The organism is Desulfobacterium sp. N47 (assembly GCF_051233685.1).
Classification (GTDB): domain Bacteria; phylum Desulfobacterota; class Desulfobacteria; order Desulfobacterales; family RPRI01; genus RPRI01.
Genome location: NZ_JBAMMY010000185.1, coordinates 58,369 through 79,669, shown reverse-complemented (window position 1 = coordinate 79,669; position 21,301 = coordinate 58,369). Strand labels below are relative to the sequence as shown.

The following is a 21,301-nucleotide window of genomic DNA, read 5'->3' as shown; positions in this document are numbered from 1 at the left end:
ACTTTCAAAACGTTTCAGTTTGGTCAAGGTCAAGGCGGGCGAAAATTTTAACCACAGGAATACATTTAGTATTTCGAGGATTAAAATTTGAGCCCAACGCAGAGATCGGCCTAAATGGGACGTTTTGAAACTGGCTCTATTTTTTTAATAATTCATTTGCCGCTTCAATTGCAAAATAGGTAAGTATCATATCAGCGCCTGCTCTTTTAATGGAAGTTAAGGTCTCCATCATGACTTTTTTCCCGTCTATCCAGCCCATTTTTTCTGCTGCTTTTATCATGGAATATTCACCGCTGACATTATATGCTGCAATTGGAAGATCTATTTCCTGCCTGACCCGGTATATAATGTCAAGGTAGGGCAAGGCCGGTTTTATCATAATTATATCGGCCCCCTCTTCAATATCCATTGTAACTTCGCGGATGGCTTCAAGCCCGTTTGCAGGATCCATCTGGTAGGATCTTCGATCTCCGAATTTTGGTGCGGAATCGGCAGCGCTTCTGAAAGGGCCGTAATACGCCGAGCAGTATTTAGCCGAATACGACATTATAGGGATATGACTGAAACCGTTTTCATCGAGTGTATCGCGGATTTCGGCTACCCTTCCGTCCATCATATCCGAAGGCGCCACCATATCGGCGCCTGCTTTTGCATGTGACAAGGCGGTTTTGGCAAGAAGTTCAAGCGTTGCATCATTGTCTACAGTATTTCCGTTTACAATTCCGCAATGGCCATGATCCGTATACTGACAAAGGCATACATCGGTAATCACAGCAAGTTCGGGAAGCTTGTTTTTTATGGTTTTGACTGCCTTTTGAACAATTCCGTCTTTTGAATATGCACCGGTTCCAAGAAGGTCTTTCTTATCCGGTATCCCGAAAAGCATTATTGCCGGTATACCCAGATCATAGGCTTGTCTGCATATTTCCACCAGATTTTCAATTGAAAAGTGAAAATGCCCCGGCATTGACTGTATGGGTGTTTTAACTCCTTTGCCGCCTATAGCAAAAAGAGGAAGAATAAAGTCATTTACGCCAAGCTCGGTTTCGCGTATCAATCTACGGAAAGCTTCTTTTTGTCTTAAACGCCTCGGCCTGTAATCCGGAAACAGCATACAAATACTCCTTGTTTTCAGTTTTCACTTCAAATATCAAACAACACACCGGACAAAGATTTGTGCTGTTCGAAATTCGCCATTCGCTATATTATGATATTTCCTGATCGGTCAGATAACATGCCGGATCAGGCGCCCAGACATCGCCGGTTATGGCTTCAGCGCGGACCCTGAAATTTCCGGCACATATATCAAGCCACCTGCATGTGGCGCATCTCCCTTTTACATGATTTTTCTTCTCTTTAAGCTTTTTTAACAAAGGATCGGATAAATCCGTCCATATTTGCGAAAACGGCCTTTCCTTTATATTCCCAAAGCTGTGGTGACGCCAGAACTGGTCTGCATAAACCTCGCCATTCCAGCTTACGCACCCGATGCCTCTTCCCGAGTTGTTCCCTTCATTCATCCTGAGGAGTTCAAGAACCTCTTTTGCTCTTTCAGGATTTTCTTTTAAAAGCCTTAAATAAATATAGGGGCCGTCCGAATGGTTATCAACAGTAAGTACTTCTTTTTGCTTTCCCTTGTCAAAAAGCTTTTGGGTAAGATCAATTATTGTATCAACCGCCGATCTTGTTTGGCTGTGGGAAAGATCTTCTTCTACAAGCTTTGATCCCCGGCCTGCATAGACAAGATGATAAAAACACACGCGCGGGATTTCCATCTCTTCAAGCAGGTTGAATATTTTCGGTATTTCATAGAAATTATATTTGTTGATTGTAAATCGCAATCCGACTTTTATCCCGGCATCCATGCAATTTCTAATGCCTTCCAGAGCCTGCTTATAAGCGCCTTTTACTCCCCTGAAGCGATCATTTATCTCTTCCATGCCATCAAGACTTATTCCGACATATGAAAGGCCTACTTCTTTTAATATTTTCGCAGTTTGTTCGGAAATCAGCGTTCCATTGGTTGATATTACCGCTCTCATTCCTTTTTCGACCGCATAACCGGCAAGTTCGGGAAGATCCTTTCGCATCAAAGGCTCGCCGCCTGAAAACAGGATTACCGGCACTTGAAACTGAGAAAGGTCATCAATAAGTTTAATTCCGTCTGCGGTTGAAAGCTCATCATCAACAGGTCTGCTTTTCGCATGTGCATAGCAGTGAATGCATTTTAGATTACATTGTCTTGTAACATTCCAGACAACAACAGGTTTCTTATCGGATGAAAACTGTAAAAGATGTGATGGAAGCTGCGAAGAACTGCGATTGTAGCGAAGAGTATCCGACGGTTCTACTGTACCGCAATACAATTTGGATATTCCAATCATTTTATTAGTTAACCCTTTTCCGGTTGTTTTTCGGTTTCACCAAGTCCGTTTTTTAAAATATCGCTGATATAAGCATCAGGATCAATAAGGGCCTGGCGTGTTATAAAGAAACGGTTTTTCCCCGTTTTTTCTTTTATAAGTTTCAAGCCGTATTCAAAATTTATACTTATCTTATTATAAATATCTTCCGGCTTAACAGAAGAGTTAACAACCTGTTCCAGGGTAAAATCAATTGCATCATCTTCAATGACTATGTTTGTATCATGATTTTTGAAAAATTTTAATTCGAAATTTTTCATTTCATCACATAATGTTTTTATCTTCCGGATTATAACGCCGACATCCATAATGTGAGAGGAATAATAATCGGATATCAGATTTATGCGCGATTGAGTAAGTGTAAGATTATATCTTTGTGAAAGAGAGTTGCTATTTGCAATCAGATAATTTCTGATAAATACTTTTTCCTGCTCGACAAACCTGTCAAAATCGTCTGTGTATTGCTTTTCCTGTTTTTCATTATGGGCCGATATCATGTTTTCAAGATAGGTTTTCGGGTTTTCAATGGCATCTGCCGTAACGGGAAATTTTTTAATTTTTGTCGATGGAAGATATCTTTCGAATATAATAAGCGCTTTTTCTATAGCGCTTACCAGCCCTCTGGCGCCGATATTTTCATCGAAAGCGCGATTTGCAAGAATCCGCAGTGCTTTTTCTTCAAATTTGATGTCTATTCCATAGGCCGCAAAATCCAGCTTTTTCCCAAGGATAATTGGATTATTCGGATTGCTTAATATTTCAAAAAGATCATTATTATCTAAATCTTCCAATACGGCTCTCACGGGCAGGCGGCCTACAAACTCGGATTCAAAACCAAACTCAATAAGATCTTCGGATTTTACATGCTTTAGCACATTGGCATAGCTTCTTGTTTTAGGGGTAGTTGACCCAAAACCTATGGTATTGTTGGCAATGCGTTTTTGAATTATCTTGGCAAGATCAAAAAAAGCTCCGCTTACTATAAAAAGAATATTCTTTGTATTTACGACCCGCCTGTTTTTTTTGCCTGTTCTGCGGAAGCGTTCGATTTCCTGCATCATTGAAATCGGATCATGGGGCACCTTCATATCCACTTCCGTCTCTTCAAGCGGTTTTAAGAGGGCGCGCTGAACACCTGTTCGGGAAACATCGGCTCCGATTAAATTATGGCTTGACGCAATTTTATCTATTTCATCTATATATACGATTCCGTACTGGGCAAGTTCAATATTATCGTCGGCTTCTCTTACAAGATCTCTGACAAGATCTTCAACATCTCCGCCTACATAACCAGTTTCACTGAATTTTGTGGCATCGCCTTTTACAAAAGGAACTCCTATCTTTTTTGCTATTAATTTTATCATGTAGGTTTTGCCTACACCTGTAGGGCCAAGCATCAGAACATTGTTTTTAACACCGCAAAACATGTCATCTGCAAGATCGGGGTATGAATTGAAAGTTTTGATCCTGTTATAATGTGTGCATATTTTTGTGGCAAGAACAGCCTTTGCATTGTCCTGCCTGATTATATACTGGTCGAGATAAGATATAAGACTTTCCGGTTTCAGATCAAAATTTAATTTCTTATCGTTCTTACCCAAACAACCTGTTCGTTCGGTCTCCTCCTCCTGGCTCAAAGGTACGGTGGAAGCAAGTCTGACCGTTCCGCCAAACTTTTTTGAAAGAAAGCTGCCGATCTCTTTTTCAATTTCTTCAATATTAGGTATTTTTTCGTTTATCGTTTTCATAATTTCGAATATAATCACCAACAAATTAAAAAGCAAGCAGATGACCAGATAGGCCGGCAAAAAGTCCATCAGAACCAACAAAACTCATTTCAACCGGAATCTATATCTGATACAGTTTTGTTTATAATAGCATATTATTGGATTTTTTATAAATATTAAAACAAGATGGAACCGCTGTTTTAAATATTATCAACAATTACTTTATATTATAATCATAAAAGTTTCCGAATATATTTTATATGTTTATTCCAACAACAAAAGAAGAAGTTAAAAAACTGGGGTGGGATTCGCTGGATGTCATTCTTGTTACAGGAGACAGCTATATAGACAGCCCTTTTGTCGGAGTGTCATTAATCGGAAAATTGCTGATTAAAGAAGGCTTTCGCGTCGGAATCATTGCTCAGCCTGATATAAATTCAAAAACGGATATAAGCCGCCTGGGCGAACCCGGGCTTTTCTGGGGCATTACAGGCGGATGCATAGACTCAATGGTTGCAAACTACACTGCCTCGAAAAAAAGAAGAAAAAAAGATGATTATACAGCCGGCGGAAATAATACACGTCGCCCGGATCGCGCTGTTATTGTCTATTCAAATCTTGTAAGACAATATTTCAAAAAAACAAGACCCATAGTTCTTGGCGGAATAGAAGCCAGCTTAAGACGGATACCGCACTATGATTTCTGGTCAAACCGTTTGCGTAAATCTATAATATTTGATGCAAAAGCCGATTATATTGTTTACGGTATGGGAGAAAAAACCACAGTCGAGCTGGCAAACCGGCTAAGGGATGGCAGCGATGCAAAAGATATTCCGGGCATTTGCTATATATCAAACAAGCCACGCGAAGGCTATATTGAACTTTGTTCATTTAATGATTTGCTTGTCGATAAAAACGCATTCGTTGATATGTTTAATGTTTTTTACCGAAACAATGATCCTTTAAAAGCAAAAGGCATGTATCAGAAGCATGATTTAAGGTATCTTGTTCATAATCCTCCGGCTCCATACCTTTTATCTAAAGAGCTTGATGCTGTTTATGATTTGAATTTTGAAAGAGATTTGCATCCATATCATAAAAAGTTCGGGCAGGTGAGGGCTCTTGATACAATTAAATTTTCAATTCCGACTCACAGAGGTTGCTATGGTGAGTGTAATTTTTGCGCTATTTCGATGCATGAAGGAACAACAGTAAGCTGGAGAAGTGAAAAATCAATAATCAGGGAGGCAAAACTTTTGGCGGCGCATCCTGATTTTAAGGGATATATTCTTGATGTTGGCGGGCCAACGGCAAACATGTACGGATTTGAATGTGAAAAAAAGCTTTCAGGCGGAAGCTGTACAGATAAACGATGCATACACCCAAAAATCTGTTCAATGTTAAAACCCGATCACCAAAAGCAGATAAAACTGCTTAAAAGTTTAAGAAAAATAAACGGCATCAAAAAAATATTTATATCATCAGGCATAAGATATGATCTTCTGCTTGGCGACAAAATAAATGGTGAAAAGTATTTAAAAGAGATAATACTGCATCATATATCAGGCCAGCTTAAAATTGCCCCCGAGCATACCGAAGAAAAAATTTTAAAGCTGATGGGAAAGCCGGGAACAAATTCACTTCTTGAGTTTGTTGACAAGTTTTATAAGCACACAAAAGAAGCAGGAAAAGAGCAGTATCTTACATACTATTTCATGGTGTCGCATCCCGGATGCAATGAAGATGAAATAAAAAAAATGAAGTCGTTTATATCAAACAGGTTAAAAATTAATACCGAACAGGTACAGATTTTTACCCCGACACCTTCAACTTATTCGACTTTAATGTATTATACGCAAGTTAATCCTTTTAATAAAAATAAGATCTATGTTGAAAAAGACATCCCGAAAAAAGAAAAGCTTAAGCAAATTATTACATCAAAAAGAAACGTAACGCATAAAAATAAATAAAGTTCTTCTTCCAATCAGCTGTTAGAACGGAAAAAAGAATTAGGAAAAACTTGTATTGACCGTTGGTTATTTTATTCATATAAAATATTGAAAATAAGGAAAGGAACTATGGGAATACATTCACATAATTTTGTCGAAACATACGCAGGCCTTGTTGGTTTTGGCATGGACAGGGAAACTGATGAATATACTATTCAGTATTATCTCCAAAAATTTTCAGATGATAAACTGATGGAAAAATTAATCGGCAGGCTTTCCGATGAAGAACTTTCAGAGATTTTTTCTATGATAACAAAAATTATGAAAAAGCATTTAAGCGAAGCCGAGTATCATCAGCTTTTTCTAAAAGATTGAGTATGAAGGACTCATAAGAAATCCGTCATACCATAACAACCTAAAGGATAATTTATGCTAACGGAAAAACAACTAGTAAACTATGCTGATGTGCTTATATGGGGACTTAAGACCGCCAGATCAGGAAAATATAAAAAAGGCGACATTGTTTTAATCAGATTTAATCTGCCTGCTTTAAGGCTTGCTGAAATCCTGAATGAAAAACTGCTTAAAATTGGAATTAATCCGGTTTTAAGAATTGGCGTAACTCCGGTTATGGAAAGAAATTTTTTCGATATTGCAGACAGCAAACAGCTTATATTCACAGCTCCGGGCGAAGAAGAACTTTACAAAAATATAAATGGAAGTATTTTTCTCCATGCGCCGGAATCCATTACTCACCTTCGCGGAGTTGATCCGAAAAAAATCGGCAAGGCAACAGTTGCAAGAAAGCATTTAAAGGATATACTTGATAAAAGAGAAGAGGAAGGCATTTTCGGCTGGACTTTGTGCATGCTTCCGACTGAAGAACTGGCAAAGCATGCCAGGCTGAGCATAAAGCAATATACAGATGAAATTGCCGCCGCATGTTTTCTTAATAAAAAATCGCCAGTTGAGGAATGGCAGAAAGTATACCAGGATGCAGCCCGTATAAAAAAATGGCTTAACAGCATGAGTGTAAAAACATTTCATATTGAATCTGAAAATACCGACCTTGAAATCACGCCCGGTGATCAGAGAAAATGGATAGGTATATCCGGCCATAATATCCCAAGCTTTGAACTGTTTTTATCTCCTGACTGGAGAAATACAAAAGGTGTATATTTTGCCAATCAGCCTTCATACCGGAGCGGCAATTATGTTGAAAATGTACGGCTTGAGTTTAAAAAAGGCGAGGCAGTAAAAATTGAGGCTGAGACAGGAGAAGAATTTGTAAAAAATCAGCTTGCCATGGATAAGGGAGCCAACAAGATAGGAGAGTTTTCTTTAACGGATAAAAGATTTTCAAAAATAAAAAAGTTTATGGCAAATACTCTTTTTGATGAAAACTACGGCGGAAGCTTTGGCAACTGTCATATCGCCTTAGGTTCATCCTATTCGGATACATTTTCCGGAAATCCTAAAAATCTTACAAAGGAAATCAAGAAAAATCTCGGATTCAACGATTCTGCTCTGCACTGGGATTTGGTTAATACCGAGAAAAAAAGAGTTACAGCCAATCTGGAATCAGGGAAAACCGTTACCATTTATGAAAACGGAAAGTTCCCGATTTGATAAACCTGAAACAGGAATTTTTATGAAAATTACTGAACTTAAAACAAACCAAATCGTTACAGGACCTTTTTTCCCGGAGCCGGTAAAGATCACCATATTTGTTCAAATGGGCACCTGCGTCCAATTTCATTGTGAAGGGATAAACTCAGGTTTACTTTATAAGCCCTATCTCAATGTGGATCAAATTACGGATATTGAAATATATACCGGATAAGAACCGGTTCTATTCAAATTAAATAAGATACTTGTATCTTTAACTTATTTATTGTAAAATAAACCAAATTATATTGAAGAGGAGCGAGCTGTGACTTTATCTGCAGACGAATTAGCAACAAGGGCCATGGCTTTGTCCGGCGAAGCAAGGGCTCTTCTGGCCGAAAAACTTATCGAAAGTCTTGACCAAGAATCAATTAGTGCAATTTGGCTGACCGAGGCAAAAAAACGTCGCGACGAGGTTAGAAGCGGTAAAGTCAAAGCGATACCGGGAATTGAGGTGATGCAAAACGTCCGAAAGCTTTTTGATTGCAAATGACCTATTCATTCCATCCACTTTTTTCAAATCATGGCCAAACAAGCTTCAGACAATCAGACGCATATAGATTTACTCTCGATTCTTGAAAGGAGTGATAAAGATGGCAACAAAGGAAAAGAAGGACAATAAGGAAACATCGCGCAGAAAGTTTTTGAAAAATGCCGGACTTCTGGCCGGCGGTATAGCAGGAAGTATGGGCATGGTCAATCTTGCCGGTGCTGCCTCAGGCTCCAAAGACACTAAAACGGAAATTCCGGTTCAGGGAAAGACTGTTGCTGTGCCCGAGCCGGTTTACGAAGTATATGATACGGACATACTTATCCTTGGAGGCGGTTTTGCCGCCGTATCGGCTGCCATGGAGGCATTTGGTCAGGGCGTAAATCTGCTTATGGTAGACAAGGGGCCATTCGGATTCAGCGGCGCTGATGATGTCGACTATACTTATATATGCGACAAGAATGGTGACTTTTGGATGAAAAATATCCCCAGAGAGGAAATGAACAGGGGATTATTTTCGCGTGAGGTTGCCAGAAAAATCCTTGAAGGAAAAGGCGGTCCTCACGGTGGAGTTTAATTGATTGCCGTTCGGATGCCAAAATTGCAGGCTTAAGAGACCTGTACAAACGCAATATAAAACCTTACAAGGACTTGTTCGGATTTGACATCAGAAAAAATCTTCTTGAAGTAGCTCCCGAATGGTACGAATCCAATGGACATCCGGTTGTTGATGAAAATCTTGCAACCGAGATACCCGGTCTTTTCTGCCCCTCAGGTGGCGGCACAAGAGGCGCAAGAACCGGCAGTATTGATATGAGCAGGTGCGCAGGATCTCTTTCAGGACTTAAGGCCGTTGAATACGCAAATAAAGTACAGATAAAAAAAATAGACTGGCAACCTGTAAATAAGGAATTTGCGCGAATCCATGGAATCCTTAACAGAAAGGTTAATAAACCGATTCGTCCTCATACGGTAAGACATGCTATTCAAAAGGCTTCTTTTAATGCTTTGGGACCTATACGGGACAGAGCCAACCTCGAATCATCAATAAATGAACTGGTCCGGATCAGGAAAGAAGACCTTCCCGGAATGATAGTTTCTGCAAAGACAAAAATTTTTAATACGGAATGGAAAGAAGCCATTGAAAATTATAATATGATCGATATGGTAGAAGCCATGTGCCGGGCGGCATTGATGAGAACGGAGACAAGAGGGCCGCATTACCGGTCGGATTTTGAAAAAAGGGATAATGAAAACTGGCTGTGCAACATTTCCGTCAAACTGGTAAACGGGAACATGCAGCTTGAGAAAAAACCTATCGTATGTCTGGACTATACACCGGAGCAGGTAAAAAACTTTATAGACAACAAATTTGCTCTGTAAAGGAGACTAAGCGATGCCAAATAAGAGAGAAGCAACGAGTGATGCGCAGTTATCCGATGATATGAGCCATGTGGGAGAATTGCCACAGGGCATGGACTTTCTGGAAACAAACGCCCATCTTGTCATGGGTGAGTCTCAGGGCTATGACATTTGCCTGTTGCGATAAGAGCTTTGAAGATAACATGCCGATATTATTGCAGCAGTTCCTTAAGCAAGGTCTGCCGCTGACTGGTGTCCTGATTTCTGACGGACATGGCTAATGCTTTACGTGTTCCAACCAGAACAGCCAGCTTTTTGGCCCTTGTCAGTCCCGTATAAATCAGATTTCTAAAAAGCATTTTAAAGTGCTGCGTCAAAACCGGAATAATAACTGCTTCAAATTCGCTTCCCTGTGATTTGTGAATCGTAATGGCATAGGCCAGGGCCAGCTCAGTAATTGCATCGCGCGTATATTCAACCACCCGGCCGTCAGGAAAAAATGAAACCGATAATGTAAGTTCCTCCGTATCGATTTGCTGAATAATTCCTATATCACCATTAAAAACATTAAGATCATAGTTGTTCCGGGAGTGAATTACACGGTCACCGACTCTTAAAATTCTCTCACCTATACTTAATTCTCCTCTTCCCTTCCGTGCAGGATTGGCCGATTCCTGAATCATCCTGTTCAGGCTGACCGTACCCAGGCTGCCTCTTGTCATAGGAGACAGAATCTGTATCTCGGTTTTTTCTCCAAAATATTTTGGGATCCATTCCAGATAAAGTCTCCTTACAACATCGAATGCTGACAGGCCGTAATGAAGTGATGACCAGGGATGGACTTTATTTAAAACAGACAGCAATTCATCAACCCTGCCTTCGGCCTTGAATACTTCTTCCAGATTGACATGCTGAAATTTTTTCGGAATGGTTAATTCTGTTTCGTAGGGAGCTACGGTTTCATTTATTCTGAATTCGTACGGATTTGGTTCGGTTTCTGTTGTATTATACTGCCTCAGCGGTTGATATTCATGAAATCTTTTGACCCTGGCAACGAAATTTGTCTGCTCTTTAGTGGCCTCATCGGAATCCATAAACAGACAATCCGTTTTTTGCTCCCATATTTCAGGTTTTTTAAATGGGGAGTCAATGTGAGGAATTTCTCCATTATTAATCTGATGAGCATAACGGATAATAGAAGATTCCTGGGCCTGGCGGAAAACTTTTTTCAGCTCAAAACAAGGGACCGCACCGGATGCTATAATATCGCGCAGCACATTACCGGCTCCCACCGAAGGCAATTGATCCGCATCTCCGATAAAAAGTATCCGGCTTTGCTGCGGTATCGCTTTCAGCAATGAAGCAGTCAAACTGATATCAAGCATGGAGCATTCATCAACGATAACAAAATCCGCATCAAGAGGATTTTCTTCATTTCTCTTGAACCGGCCCATTTGCCATTCCAGCAGGCGATGGATTGTTTTGGATTCGTTTCCGATAACATCCATCATACGCTGAGCAGCCCGGCCTGTTGGTGCTGCAAGCAGAATTTTACACTTCATTGCTTCAAGCAGTTTTACGATTATCATAGTAGTTGTTGTTTTGCCGCAGCCCGGACCGCCGGTTAAAACAGAAAACATTTCACATACTATACCTTTGACGGCATCAGCCTGCTCAATGCTTAAAGAAAAGTTTTTTGCTTTACAATACCGGCTAATCCAGATCTCAATCCGTTCTTTGTCAGCAACCGGAGGATTTTCCGTATCCGAAATTCTGTTGGCAACATACATTTCATCATAATATAAAGATTTTGAATAGTAGCATGATTCGGCCATCCCTTGCGGATTTATAAGTTCACGAACCATTAACAGCTGATCTTTTTTCATTTGATCCAGATAATCAGGTATCCGGTCATCAAGTTTTAATTCTAAAAGTTCATTGACCTGAGCAGTAATTTGGGATTGTGTCAGATAACAATGACCCGATTCCCGGCTTGCGGCAAGTACGTGATTGATCCCGGCTTTTATTCTTTGCGGGCTGTCTTTTTCAAGACCGATGCTTAAAGCAACCCTATCTGCCGAAAAAAATCCGATGCCGTAAAAATCCTGGGCTAAACGGTAGGGATCATCATTCACATATTCAATGGCATTATCGCCGTATTCTTTATAAATCCTTACGGCAAAAAGAGTGCTTATGCCATGTGACTGTAAAAACATCATCACTTTTCTGATCGCTCGATGCTCAATCCAGGCATCACAGATCATATTCAGTTTCAGCTGAGCAATGCCTCTGATCTCCGTGAGCCTTTTAATATCATTTTCAAATATCTCAAGAGTTTCATTTCCAAAATGTTTTACAATCTTATGCGCAGTCTTTGGACCAATACCTTTGATAAGCCCTGATCCAAGATATTTTTCCAATGCGGCAATTGTTGCAGGTTTTTTTTCTATTGCTTTTGTGGCTTTAAACTGGCGGCCGAATTTCGGATGCGTTGTCCATGAGCCATGAAATTCCATCGTGGCCCCTGCAAAAACCTTTGTCTGATGAACGGTGACTGTTTCCTGCTGGTGGGGATTATCGAAAGAAAAAACACGAAGAACAGACCACCCGTTATCCGGATTGTGATATGTGACGCGGTCTACGATACCTCGGATGGATTCTGTGATTACACCCGGACTATGGATTTGTTCATTTTTCATATCAGGATACGGTTTTTTTATGTTGCGGCACTGCCCCATTAATGGCCTGTTTTAAACAAGGCCCTCATTTTTTATAGCAATTGTAACATTCCATCTTTATAATGAGTTGTCAAATTATTATAGCAGATGTAATTCCACAGGGAGACATTCGCATGGGCATAATTTGGGAATCGACGGAAATTCCGGTGATTACAGCAGGAAAAGGTTGGCTGGCGCTGGATAAACCTGCCGAAATGCGAAACCTGTTTGAAAACGACCGTGACGCATCATCTATTCAATTCTAAACGATATTTGCGACATTGTCTTCGGCAGATATAACTGGGTATGGGTACGTCTGCTAACCGCAGAAAATCAAAAGACAAGCGGTTATTGCAGCAATTGTAAAATCTGCTCAACATGCCATTTGCAATTCGGGTGACTTTAGTTTAAAAGTTGTGCATTGTTTATAAAAATATATTGTTTAATAATTTGAGCCCTCAGCATCAGCAGGGGCTTATATTTCTTCTCCCGTGAATATGAATTTTTTCGGTAAATCGTTCGACGCAGCAGGATGATTACCTGAAGGCAATTAAAATGAAAATATTACACACCTCAGACTGGCACATAGGCAAAACCCTTTATGGCCGAAAACGCTATGAGGAGTTTGAAGCCTTTTTGTCCTGGCTGGCCGGTACAATCAGCAATGAAGAAGTTGATGTTCTTCTTGTTTCAGGCGATGTTTTTGATACAAGCACCCCGAGCAATCATTCCCAGGAACTCTACTACCGGTTTTTGTGCCGGGTGGCCTCCTCCTGCCATCATGTAATTGTGATTGCGGGAAATCATGATTCGCCCTCGTTTTTGAATGCCCCGAGGGAGTTGTTGCGGGCCCTCAATATCCATGTGATCGGTTCAGTCACGGAAAATTATGAAGATGAAGTTCTTCTTCTTAATAATCGGGAAGGAATACCTGAGCTTATCGTTTGTGCTGTTCCGTATCTCAGAGATCGTGATATCCGGGTGGCGGAAGCCGGTGAAAATATTGATGACAAAGAGCGAAAGCTGATCGATGGTATACGTACCCACTATCTTAAGGTATGCGAAATAGCTGAACAAAAGCGCAAAATGCTTGGTGTCAGGATACCTGTTATCGCCACAGGGCATCTTTTTACTGCCGGAGGACAGACGGTTGACGGAGATGGTGTTCGCGAATTATATGCAGGATCACTTATCCATGTGTCTGCCGGAATTTTCCCGGATTGCATCGATTATCTTGCTTTAGGGCATCTTCATGTCCCTCAGAAGGTTAATAATTCCGATGTCATGCGTTATAGCGGTTCTCCTCTGCCGATTGGCTTTGGAGAAGCAAACCAGGATAAAAGTGTCTGTCTCATTGAGTTTACCGGCAAAGAAGCATCGGTGGCGCTTATAAAGATACCTGTCTTCCAGTGCCTTGAGCGCATACGAGGTACCTGGGAAGAAATTTCGGCCCGGATTCTTGAGCTTTCCCAAAAAAAGGTCTGGCTGGAAGTCGTTTATGAAGACGAAAAAGTAATCGGTGATCTTCGCGAACGCTTGGAAGCTGCTGTTTCAGGTACTGAAATAGAGATTTTACGGATTAAGAACAACCGTATCATCGAGCGCGTACTAAATCAGATTAACGATAAAGAAACCTTAGATGACTTAAATGTTAATGATGTGTTTGATCGTTGTCTGGCGCTTCATGATGTGCCGGAAGAACAGAGGCCGGAATTGCTGCGTGCCTACCGTGAGACCATCATGTCTATTAACGAAGATGACAGCCGGACAGAATAAAGAGGTAATTGATGCGGATACTACAGGTACGATTTAAGAATTTGAATTCACTTGCCGGTGAATGGGAAATTGATCTCACACATCCTGCTTTCGCTTCCGATGGGATATTTGCCATTACCGGACCCACCGGCGCGGGCAAGACGACAATCCTCGATGCTATATGCCTGGCTCTTTACGGTCGTACACCACGCCTCAATAAGGTCACCAGAAGCGGAAATGAAATCATGTCACGTCAAACCGGTGAGTGTTTTGCAGAGGTTACTTTTGAAACGCAAGCCGGACGATTCCGCTGTCACTGGAGTCAGCACCGGTCGCGCAAAAAGCCCGACGGAGAACTTCAATCTCCAAAACACGAGATTGCCGATGCTGATTCCGGCAAAATTTTCGAATCAAAGATTCGTGGTGTTGCCGAGCAGATTGAAATGGCAACCGGCATGGATTTCGACCGTTTCACCCGATCCATGCTGCTTGCTCAGGGAGGTTTTGCAGCATTTCTGCAGGCGGCTCCCGATGAACGCGCCCCTATTCTGGAACAAATCACAGGAACGGAGATCTACAGCCGGATTTCCATTCGGGTCCATGAACGCAGGTCTGAGGAGCGAAATAAACTTGAAACCCTACAGGCTCAACTTGCAGGAATGCAGCTTTTAAACGAAGAAGATGAAAAGCAACTAAAATCAGACCTTGAACACAATATCCTTAACGAAAACAACCTGAGCCAACAGATCACACAGAACAATCAGGCAATTTCATGGCTGGATAATATTGTAAGCCTTGAAAAGGAGCTTTGTATAATTGATGAACGGAAACAAAATTGGCTTACACGTCAGAAAGCATTTTTGCCTGAACTTGAAAAGCTTAATTGTGCAAATCAGGCTCTGGAATTAGCGGGCGAATTTGCAGGACTCACATCACTTCGCAGCGAACAGGAAGCAGACAGTCAAAACCACTGCAACTGCCTGCAAACACTTCCAAAACAGGATGCCGAAGTAAAACAGGCTGAAAATACTCTTAAAATAGCCGGTGAGAATCTGGAAAAGAAGAAGAGCGTGCAAAAAGAAAATTTGCCGGTCATCCGTAAAGTACGGGAGCTTGATCTTAAACTCAGGGAAAAAGAAACACCGATCAAGATAACAGGTGATGCAATAGCTGAGCTGGAAAAATCGATAGCTGACCTTAGCACAAAAAATGATAAAGATTTAAAGTCTTTTAAAGCAAAGAAAAATACTCTTAATGAGATTTTGCAGCATCTCGCCGAAACAAAAGAGGATGAAGGACTTGTCGAGAATCTTGCCGTGATCAAAAGCCGCTTTGATTCGCTTAGGGATCTGAATGAAAGTCATCTCGGCAAGGTTAAGGAGCTTGGCGAAGCTGAAACAAAAAAAGCTGAAACTATAAAAGCGTGGATTAATCAGCAGGCAAATCATAAAGCGGCAAAAAAAGAACACGATGACATCATGAAAACTCTTGAGCAAAAGCAGACCGAATTGAAGAAGGTTCTTGCCGGCAGAGAGATTTCAGAATGGCGAAATTTATTTTCGGAATTTAAAGATAAAAAAGCCCTCCTGGAAAAAGTCAGTGAATCGCTTCAGTCTCTTACTGAAACAAGACGTGTGTTCGGTTTACTCAATTCCCGCAATGAACCGCTTGCTGCAGAAAAAGATTTGATAGCTCAACAGCTTCAGACGCAGACCGAAAAGGTTACTGCTCTTGAACGGGAAATGAACCTGCTTGAAACACAACTTTCCCTGCTTAAAAAAATCCGTGATTTTGAAAAAGCCAGGCAGCAACTTGAAGACGAACAGCCTTGTCCTCTTTGCGGCTCAAAAGATCACCCGTTTGCCAGAGGAAATATCCCTGTACCGGATGAAACAACAACAGAGCTGAAACTTGTGAGAGCCGGCCTGAAAAAAGTAAATGACTCAGTTTCGGATCTTAAGGTAAAACAGGCCCAAATCCAGAAAGATCTGGAGCAAATCGCCACAGGGAAAAAGGAATGCACAGACTGGATGGAAACCGAACAGGACAGGATACATCTGGGACTCACGGCTCTTTCCATTGAATCGTCCGGCAAGGATGTAGAAAAAATCCTGCCCGGCTTGCAGAAAGAAAATGAAGAGAATCTTAACAGTGCATCAGGAATCGTTAAGATTGCCGAAGGATTCGAAAAAGAGATCGCCACTTTGCTCAGATCCCTTGAAAAAACAAAAGAGGCCGTCATCCGGTCTGAGCTTGATACTCAGACCGCAGGTTATGGGAAGGAGTCTGCCGAACATGCAGCTGAACGGACACAAAAGGATTTTGAGGCACTCGCTACCCGGCTGGCAAAAGCACAAGATGAAGTACTCATAGATGTTTTACCTTACGGGATCAAGAGCTTGTCTACAGACAGTCTTGACCGGATAATCCTTGAGCTGACATCCCGGCGTGACCGGTGGCTTTCGCGGCAAAAAGAAAAGAGCGAACTTGAACAGCAAATATCATCCTTAAATATTCAGACGCAACATCAGACGGAGCAAATCGGCAGATCTGAAATTGAACTGAAAAAACAGCAGCAAATTTACAGCATCCTGTTGGGTGAACTTGAAGCGATAGCTAATGAACGTCGTATACTGTTTGGCCACAAAAATCCTGATGATGAAGAAACCCGTATGTCTGCGGCAACCGAATCAGCTGAAAAGGATTTTGAGAACACCCGTCTGATTCTCGATACTGCAAGCCAAAAACTCAGCAAATTAAAAAACCGGATTGAAGAACTTGAAAAATCTATATCTGCCCGGGCAGATCGATTAAAGACAGCCGAAGAAGCTTTTGGGGTCCGGCTTGGTATTTTCGGCTTTACTGATGAAACCGGGTATCTATCAGCCTGCCTGCCTGAAGAAGTGCGAAAAAACCTGATGCAGCAGGCTATGCTGCTTGAAACCGAGCAAACAAAGCTTGAAACAAGAAGAAAGGATAAATCGGAGCTTCTTGAAACACAACGGCAAAAACAGGTAACGGATTTATCCCGGGAGCAGATATGCAAGACTATAGATGATCTCGTAATTTGTCACAGGGAACTTCAGCAGGAGATCGGCGGCATCCGCCAAAAACTCAAAGACAATGACAGCACAAGACAAAAGCAACAAGAGAAAACCATGGCAATCGATGCGCAAAAGCGTGAGAGTTCACGATGGGATATATTGCATGAACTCATCGGTTCGGCTGATGGGAAGAAGTATCGCAACTTTGCTCAGGGTCTTACCTTTGAGATGATGATAGGACATGCAAACCGCCAGCTTCAGAAAATGACGGATCGTTATCTTCTGATCAGAGATGATTATCAACCATTGGAACTAAATGTGGTCGATAACTATCAGGCAGGCGAAATCCGCTCAACCAAGAATCTGTCCGGCGGCGAAAGCTTTATTGTCAGCCTTGCCTTAGCACTTGGTCTTTCCCATATGGCCAGCAAAAACGTACGGGTTGACTCGCTTTTTTTAGACGAAGGCTTCGGCGCTTTGGATGAAGACATTTTAGACACTGCTTTGGAGACCCTGTCTGGATTGCAGCAGGATGGCAAATTAATCGGAGTGATTTCGCACGTACTGGCGCTTAAGGAGCGCATCAACGCCCAGATACAGATCATACCTCAAACAGGCGGAAGAAGTCTGATCAGCGGCCCGGGTTGCAACAGGTTGAATCATAGTTTTGACACCAATCTTTAGAAAAGAGTCTATGGCTGCATCATAGATATTCCAAATCATCGGAACAGGCAAAAGCAACCAGACATCCATGAGGCTGGTTATTGTTATGTGTGGCAAGCACAGCAAGTGTTTGTGAATTGAATAATTCTTTTAAATCGCCGATCTTTTTCATATTTACCTCTATTTTTTATTAATTTTTAGTGCCGGTTTCTATCCTGATGATATTTTATAAAAAACCATTAATTTAAGCAAAGGTCATAAAGAAAGACACCACGCAACCGGCTACTGGTTGGGAGATTTTAGCTTTGAGATTGATGTTGCGCCTTTAATTGAGTTTGATAATTCCAATGCGTTGCACATAACCGGCCCCATGATGGGTTTTATTGGTCCTGAAGGTAAAACAAGAAGTTTCAGAATAAATCATAAGGCTCTAAAAATATATTCAGCAGTTTTAAATAATATTGATTTTAAGCTTCCTGTAGATAAAGGCCTTGTTACGGATAAAGAACTGTCTAATCCTGACAGCATTCTTATGGTGCCGGAAGCGGAATTTATGATATTTCTGCCACCGGCTAAAGTTTAAAGTCAATGTTTATAAATGTATTTTAAATAATGGGGGTTTATGACAATTACCGAAGTTGTTATGGCTGCTGTAGTTGCCGGAATAATAATGGGAATAGTCACAGAAATCGGATGCCGGGCCGGAATCATTCGTGCGAACCTGCTTCTTATTGATGGCGAATTTGCTTTAAATCTTGCAGGTTCCAAACCTGAAAAAGGCTTGATTTATCTATCCGGAATCGTAGTACACCTGGTGACCAGCGCTTCCTTTGGAGCGGTCTTTTTTGTTCTGACAAAAACACTTAATATTGATGCGTCATCAATTAATGTTATATTATTATATGTTTTAGCTTTATGGCTTTCCATGCTGTTTATAGCATTGCCTGCAGCAGGTCATGGAATGCTGGGACGGCGGCTGGGTGATTCGATCTGGGTCGAGCAATTAATTCTTCATGTTGTTTTTGCTCTAGGCCTTTGGGCAATGTTGAATGTTTTCCACTAAATAACAGTTAAGGAGGTGTTTAATGGCAAATTGCAGAAAAACTTCATTTTTGGTTCTTATGATTTTAATGCTTATAACAAGCTACTCAATTGCAGCAGGTTCATGGTGGGAAACCGGGTTAAAAGTATTAACAACTGCAACTGAAAGCAATACAGCAAAAAAAACCGCCGCAGAACCCGCCACGGCAGATATCGGCAAAGCATTTAAAGAAGCCCTGAGCATAGGCTCTGAGAATGTAGTTAAACAACTTGGCAAGGCAGACGGATTTAATGCTGATCCTGCGATTCACATTCCTTTGCCGGGCGAACTTGAGACAGTGAAAAATATGTTAAATAAAATCGGCATGTCATCAATGGTTGACGACCTTGAATTAAAACTTAACAGAGCGGCAGAGGCGGCAACTCCAAAAGCTAAAGAGCTTTTTTTACAGTCAATAAATGAAATGACATTTGACGATGTGCAAACTATCTATAATGGTCCGCAGGATTCGGCCACAAAATACTTTAAGAGTAAAATGTCTCCGGCTCTGAAAAAAGAGATGACTCCAATTGTGGAAAAGAGTCTTTCTGAAGTTGGTGCGGTTCAGGCTTATGATAATGTAATAGGACAATATAAAACTTTGCCGTTTGTCCCGGATGTAAAATCCAACCTTACAAACTATGTTCTTGAAAAAGGGACAGATGGTATTTTTTATTATCTTGCAAAAGAAGAAGCTGCAATTCGCAAGGATCCGGTGAAACAGACAACAGCTTTACTGAAACAGGTATTTGGTGCAAAATAATTTATTTTAATGGAAAATTTTATTGTAATAATAACTTACTTACTTATTGGCATGGCCTTAAAACGTATTCCTGCATTTCCCTCTGAAACAGGGAATGTTTTAAACCTGTTCGTAATTTATGTATCTTTACCGGCTCTGGTTCTTTTGAATATTCCGGAGCTTGTTTTTTCCAAAGCCTTATTGGCGCCTGCTTTTATGCCATGGGGAGCACTGCTTTTTTCCTGTGCTGCAGTAATCCTTATTTCAAAACTTTTCAAATGGGATCGATCCGTTACGGGATGTCTTCTTCTTATGATTCCTCTCGGCAACACATCTTTTCTCGGAATCCCCATGGTAAAAGCATTTTTCGGCGATCAGGGTATTGCCTATGCAGTATTATATGATCAACTGGGTTCTTTTCCTGCCCTGGTCACTTATGGGTCATTGATTCTTGCTTTATATGGAACAAAAGGAAGCAAACCAACTGCCAAAAGTGTGCTTAAAAAAGTAATCGCATTTCCTCCGTTTATTGCTCTGGTGCTTGCATTTACTTTCAGACCTTTTTCTTATCCGCCAATATTATTAAATCTATTAAAGGTACTATCTTCCACACTTGTACCTGTTGTGATGATTGCCGTCGGTTTCCAGCTGATTCTGCGCTTAAACAGAAAAATAACTTTTCAACTTGGTGTCGGACTTTTTTTAAAACTGATTTTAACCCCATTGGCCGCCCTGCTTATTTGCAAAATAGGAGGGCTTGAAGGAAAAGCTGTGCAGGTTTCAATATTTGAAGCAGGAATGCCACCGATGGTTTCAGCCGGAGCATTAGCTATTCTGGCCGATCTGTCTCCGGCACTTACCGCTGCCCTGGTTGGAATCGGAATTATTGTGAGTTTTGCAACACTGCCTGTACTCTATCAATTATTATAATCATATCCGTAATATGTTTTTAAAAGGAGCATGATATGGGTATAAGCGATCAGGATTTAGAAGTTTTTTGCAGTAAAGCAATTACCGATTATTTCATGAGAGCAAGATTTGCTTATAATATAAGAGAGGAATTAAAAATGCTTATAGATCCTTGCCAAAAAATGGTGACAAACTTTCAGTATTAGGATTTGGAGCAATGAGACTTGCTCGGAAAAACGGGAAGATAGATGAAGAACGCGCCACAAGTTCGCAGATGATCTGAATATTGTGGTATTGCTACCGGAAATCCCGGTTATGCATCCCAGTGTGTGCAGTGCGAAGAATGCCTGGAAAAATGCCTGCAGCATATAGACATACCAGAGTTTCTGGAAAAGGTAGTTCGGGAAATAGAAGGCGACAACTTAAAACAATTGGAGTCGGTTGCAAAAGAAGCTTTTATGAAGGCACTATACCAGGAATAAAAGCGGGGATTCAGCATTCCACTTGAACCCTGGAATCCCGGTTAGGTTTTAAGCCTTTTGTAGTCAATCCAACTATATTTGCATTTCTGTAAGCTCTGCTGCATCCGTATAGGGAATTAATGCCCCCGGGCTTCGCACAAAGCTGTTACCGGCAATGCATGCCGGGGTAGAAAACTACTGGCGATACAGCAGGCTGAATCAAAGATCAGCTATAAAACCAGCAACTTCATGTCGCAACGCTTGCTGCGTGGTGTGGGGGCTGGGGGAGAAAAACCCCCGGCTACCCGAT

22 protein-coding genes are annotated in these 21,301 nt (G+C 41.2%); 17 read left to right on the top strand and 5 right to left on the bottom strand.

What is annotated here, in order from left to right:
• Positions 1-136 precede the first annotated feature (136 nt).
• The 3 genes from hemB to VXK47_RS12245 form a co-directional block, all read right to left on the bottom strand.
• Positions 137-1,114: a porphobilinogen synthase gene (hemB, locus tag VXK47_RS12255; protein ID WP_435549072.1), complete on the bottom strand. Its 978-nt coding sequence runs from the start codon at positions 1,112-1,114 to the stop codon at positions 137-139.
• Positions 1,115-1,205: 91 nt separating this feature from the next.
• A complete protein-coding gene (gene ahbC / locus VXK47_RS12250) occupies positions 1,206-2,384 on the bottom strand; it encodes a 12,18-didecarboxysiroheme deacetylase (RefSeq protein WP_435549071.1) in 1,179 nt (392 codons plus the stop codon).
• A gap of 8 nt (positions 2,385-2,392) precedes the next feature.
• Positions 2,393-4,171 (bottom strand): AAA family ATPase, encoded by a 1,779-nt coding sequence (locus VXK47_RS12245; RefSeq protein ID WP_435549070.1) that lies wholly within the window; start codon positions 4,169-4,171, stop codon positions 2,393-2,395.
• Between the two features lie 239 nt (positions 4,172-4,410).
• On the opposite strand from VXK47_RS12245, the gene VXK47_RS12240 reads away from it, so the two are divergent.
• The 8 genes from VXK47_RS12240 to VXK47_RS12205 all read left to right on the top strand — a co-directional run bounded on the left by VXK47_RS12240 (position 4,411) and on the right by VXK47_RS12205 (position 9,806).
• Positions 4,411-6,120 carry a YgiQ family radical SAM protein gene (locus VXK47_RS12240; protein WP_435549069.1) on the top strand — a complete coding sequence of 570 codons (1,710 nt, stop codon included), beginning with the start codon at positions 4,411-4,413 and terminating at the stop codon, positions 6,118-6,120.
• Between the two features lie 108 nt (positions 6,121-6,228).
• Positions 6,229-6,474, top strand: a complete 246-nt coding sequence (locus tag VXK47_RS12235; RefSeq protein WP_435549068.1) for a cytoplasmic protein — start codon at positions 6,229-6,231, stop codon at positions 6,472-6,474.
• A 54-nt stretch (positions 6,475-6,528) separates the two neighbouring features.
• Positions 6,529-7,728 carry an aminopeptidase gene (locus tag VXK47_RS12230; RefSeq protein ID WP_435549067.1) on the top strand — a complete coding sequence of 400 codons (1,200 nt, stop codon included), beginning with the start codon at positions 6,529-6,531 and terminating at the stop codon, positions 7,726-7,728.
• Between the two features lie 22 nt (positions 7,729-7,750).
• Complete coding sequence (locus tag VXK47_RS12225) at positions 7,751-7,942, top strand: hypothetical protein (RefSeq protein WP_435549066.1); 192 nt, start codon at positions 7,751-7,753, stop codon at positions 7,940-7,942.
• A 90-nt stretch (positions 7,943-8,032) separates the two neighbouring features.
• Complete coding sequence (locus VXK47_RS12220; protein ID WP_435549065.1) at positions 8,033-8,260, top strand: addiction module protein; 228 nt, start codon at positions 8,033-8,035, stop codon at positions 8,258-8,260.
• 100 nt (positions 8,261-8,360) lie between these two features.
• Positions 8,361-8,834 carry a twin-arginine translocation signal domain-containing protein gene (locus VXK47_RS12215; protein ID WP_435549064.1) on the top strand — a complete coding sequence of 158 codons (474 nt, stop codon included), beginning with the start codon at positions 8,361-8,363 and terminating at the stop codon, positions 8,832-8,834.
• Between the two features lie 74 nt (positions 8,835-8,908).
• Positions 8,909-9,640, top strand: coding sequence for a hypothetical protein (locus VXK47_RS12210; protein WP_435549063.1), 732 nt, complete (start codon positions 8,909-8,911; stop codon positions 9,638-9,640).
• A 13-nt stretch (positions 9,641-9,653) separates the two neighbouring features.
• The gene (locus VXK47_RS12205; protein ID WP_435549062.1) at positions 9,654-9,806 is read left to right on the top strand and encodes a hypothetical protein; all 153 of its coding nucleotides are present in this window, start codon (positions 9,654-9,656) and stop codon (positions 9,804-9,806) included.
• A gap of 25 nt (positions 9,807-9,831) precedes the next feature.
• Here VXK47_RS12205 and recD2 read toward each other — a convergent pair whose 3' ends face one another.
• The gene (recD2, locus tag VXK47_RS12200; protein WP_435549061.1) at positions 9,832-12,318 is read right to left on the bottom strand and encodes an SF1B family DNA helicase RecD2; all 2,487 of its coding nucleotides are present in this window, start codon (positions 12,316-12,318) and stop codon (positions 9,832-9,834) included.
• A 152-nt stretch (positions 12,319-12,470) separates the two neighbouring features.
• Here recD2 and VXK47_RS12195 point away from each other — a divergent pair, with 152 nt between their 5' ends.
• The 3 genes from VXK47_RS12195 (at position 12,471) to VXK47_RS12185 (ending at position 17,819) form a co-directional block, all read left to right on the top strand.
• Entirely contained in the window at positions 12,471-12,602 is a 132-nt protein-coding gene (locus VXK47_RS12195) for a hypothetical protein (protein WP_435549060.1), read from the top strand.
• Positions 12,603-12,891: 289 nt separating this feature from the next.
• The gene (locus VXK47_RS12190) at positions 12,892-14,112 is read left to right on the top strand and encodes an exonuclease SbcCD subunit D C-terminal domain-containing protein (protein ID WP_435549059.1); all 1,221 of its coding nucleotides are present in this window, start codon (positions 12,892-12,894) and stop codon (positions 14,110-14,112) included.
• Positions 14,113-14,123: 11 nt separating this feature from the next.
• Positions 14,124-17,819: an AAA family ATPase gene (locus tag VXK47_RS12185; protein ID WP_435549058.1), complete on the top strand. Its 3,696-nt coding sequence runs from the start codon at positions 14,124-14,126 to the stop codon at positions 17,817-17,819.
• A gap of 19 nt (positions 17,820-17,838) precedes the next feature.
• Here the strand turns inward: VXK47_RS12185 and VXK47_RS12180 are convergent, their stop codons facing one another.
• Positions 17,839-17,970: a hypothetical protein gene (locus VXK47_RS12180; RefSeq protein ID WP_435549057.1), complete on the bottom strand. Its 132-nt coding sequence runs from the start codon at positions 17,968-17,970 to the stop codon at positions 17,839-17,841.
• Positions 17,971-18,087: 117 nt separating this feature from the next.
• Here VXK47_RS12180 and VXK47_RS12175 point away from each other — a divergent pair, with 117 nt between their 5' ends.
• From VXK47_RS12175 to VXK47_RS12150, 6 genes are all read left to right on the top strand, one after another.
• Positions 18,088-18,381: a hypothetical protein gene (locus VXK47_RS12175; RefSeq protein ID WP_435549056.1), complete on the top strand. Its 294-nt coding sequence runs from the start codon at positions 18,088-18,090 to the stop codon at positions 18,379-18,381.
• 39 nt (positions 18,382-18,420) lie between these two features.
• Positions 18,421-18,861, top strand: coding sequence for a hypothetical protein (locus tag VXK47_RS12170; protein ID WP_435549055.1), 441 nt, complete (start codon positions 18,421-18,423; stop codon positions 18,859-18,861).
• Between the two features lie 22 nt (positions 18,862-18,883).
• A complete protein-coding gene (locus VXK47_RS12165; RefSeq protein ID WP_435549054.1) occupies positions 18,884-19,642 on the top strand; it encodes a DUF4197 domain-containing protein in 759 nt (252 codons plus the stop codon).
• A gap of 9 nt (positions 19,643-19,651) precedes the next feature.
• Entirely contained in the window at positions 19,652-20,551 is a 900-nt protein-coding gene (locus VXK47_RS12160; RefSeq protein WP_435549053.1) for an AEC family transporter, read from the top strand.
• A 35-nt stretch (positions 20,552-20,586) separates the two neighbouring features.
• Positions 20,587-20,736, top strand: a complete 150-nt coding sequence (locus VXK47_RS12155) for a hypothetical protein (protein WP_435549052.1) — start codon at positions 20,587-20,589, stop codon at positions 20,734-20,736.
• A gap of 123 nt (positions 20,737-20,859) precedes the next feature.
• Positions 20,860-21,012 carry a hypothetical protein gene (locus VXK47_RS12150; protein ID WP_435549051.1) on the top strand — a complete coding sequence of 51 codons (153 nt, stop codon included), beginning with the start codon at positions 20,860-20,862 and terminating at the stop codon, positions 21,010-21,012.
• The last annotated feature ends 289 nt before the right edge of the window (positions 21,013-21,301 follow it).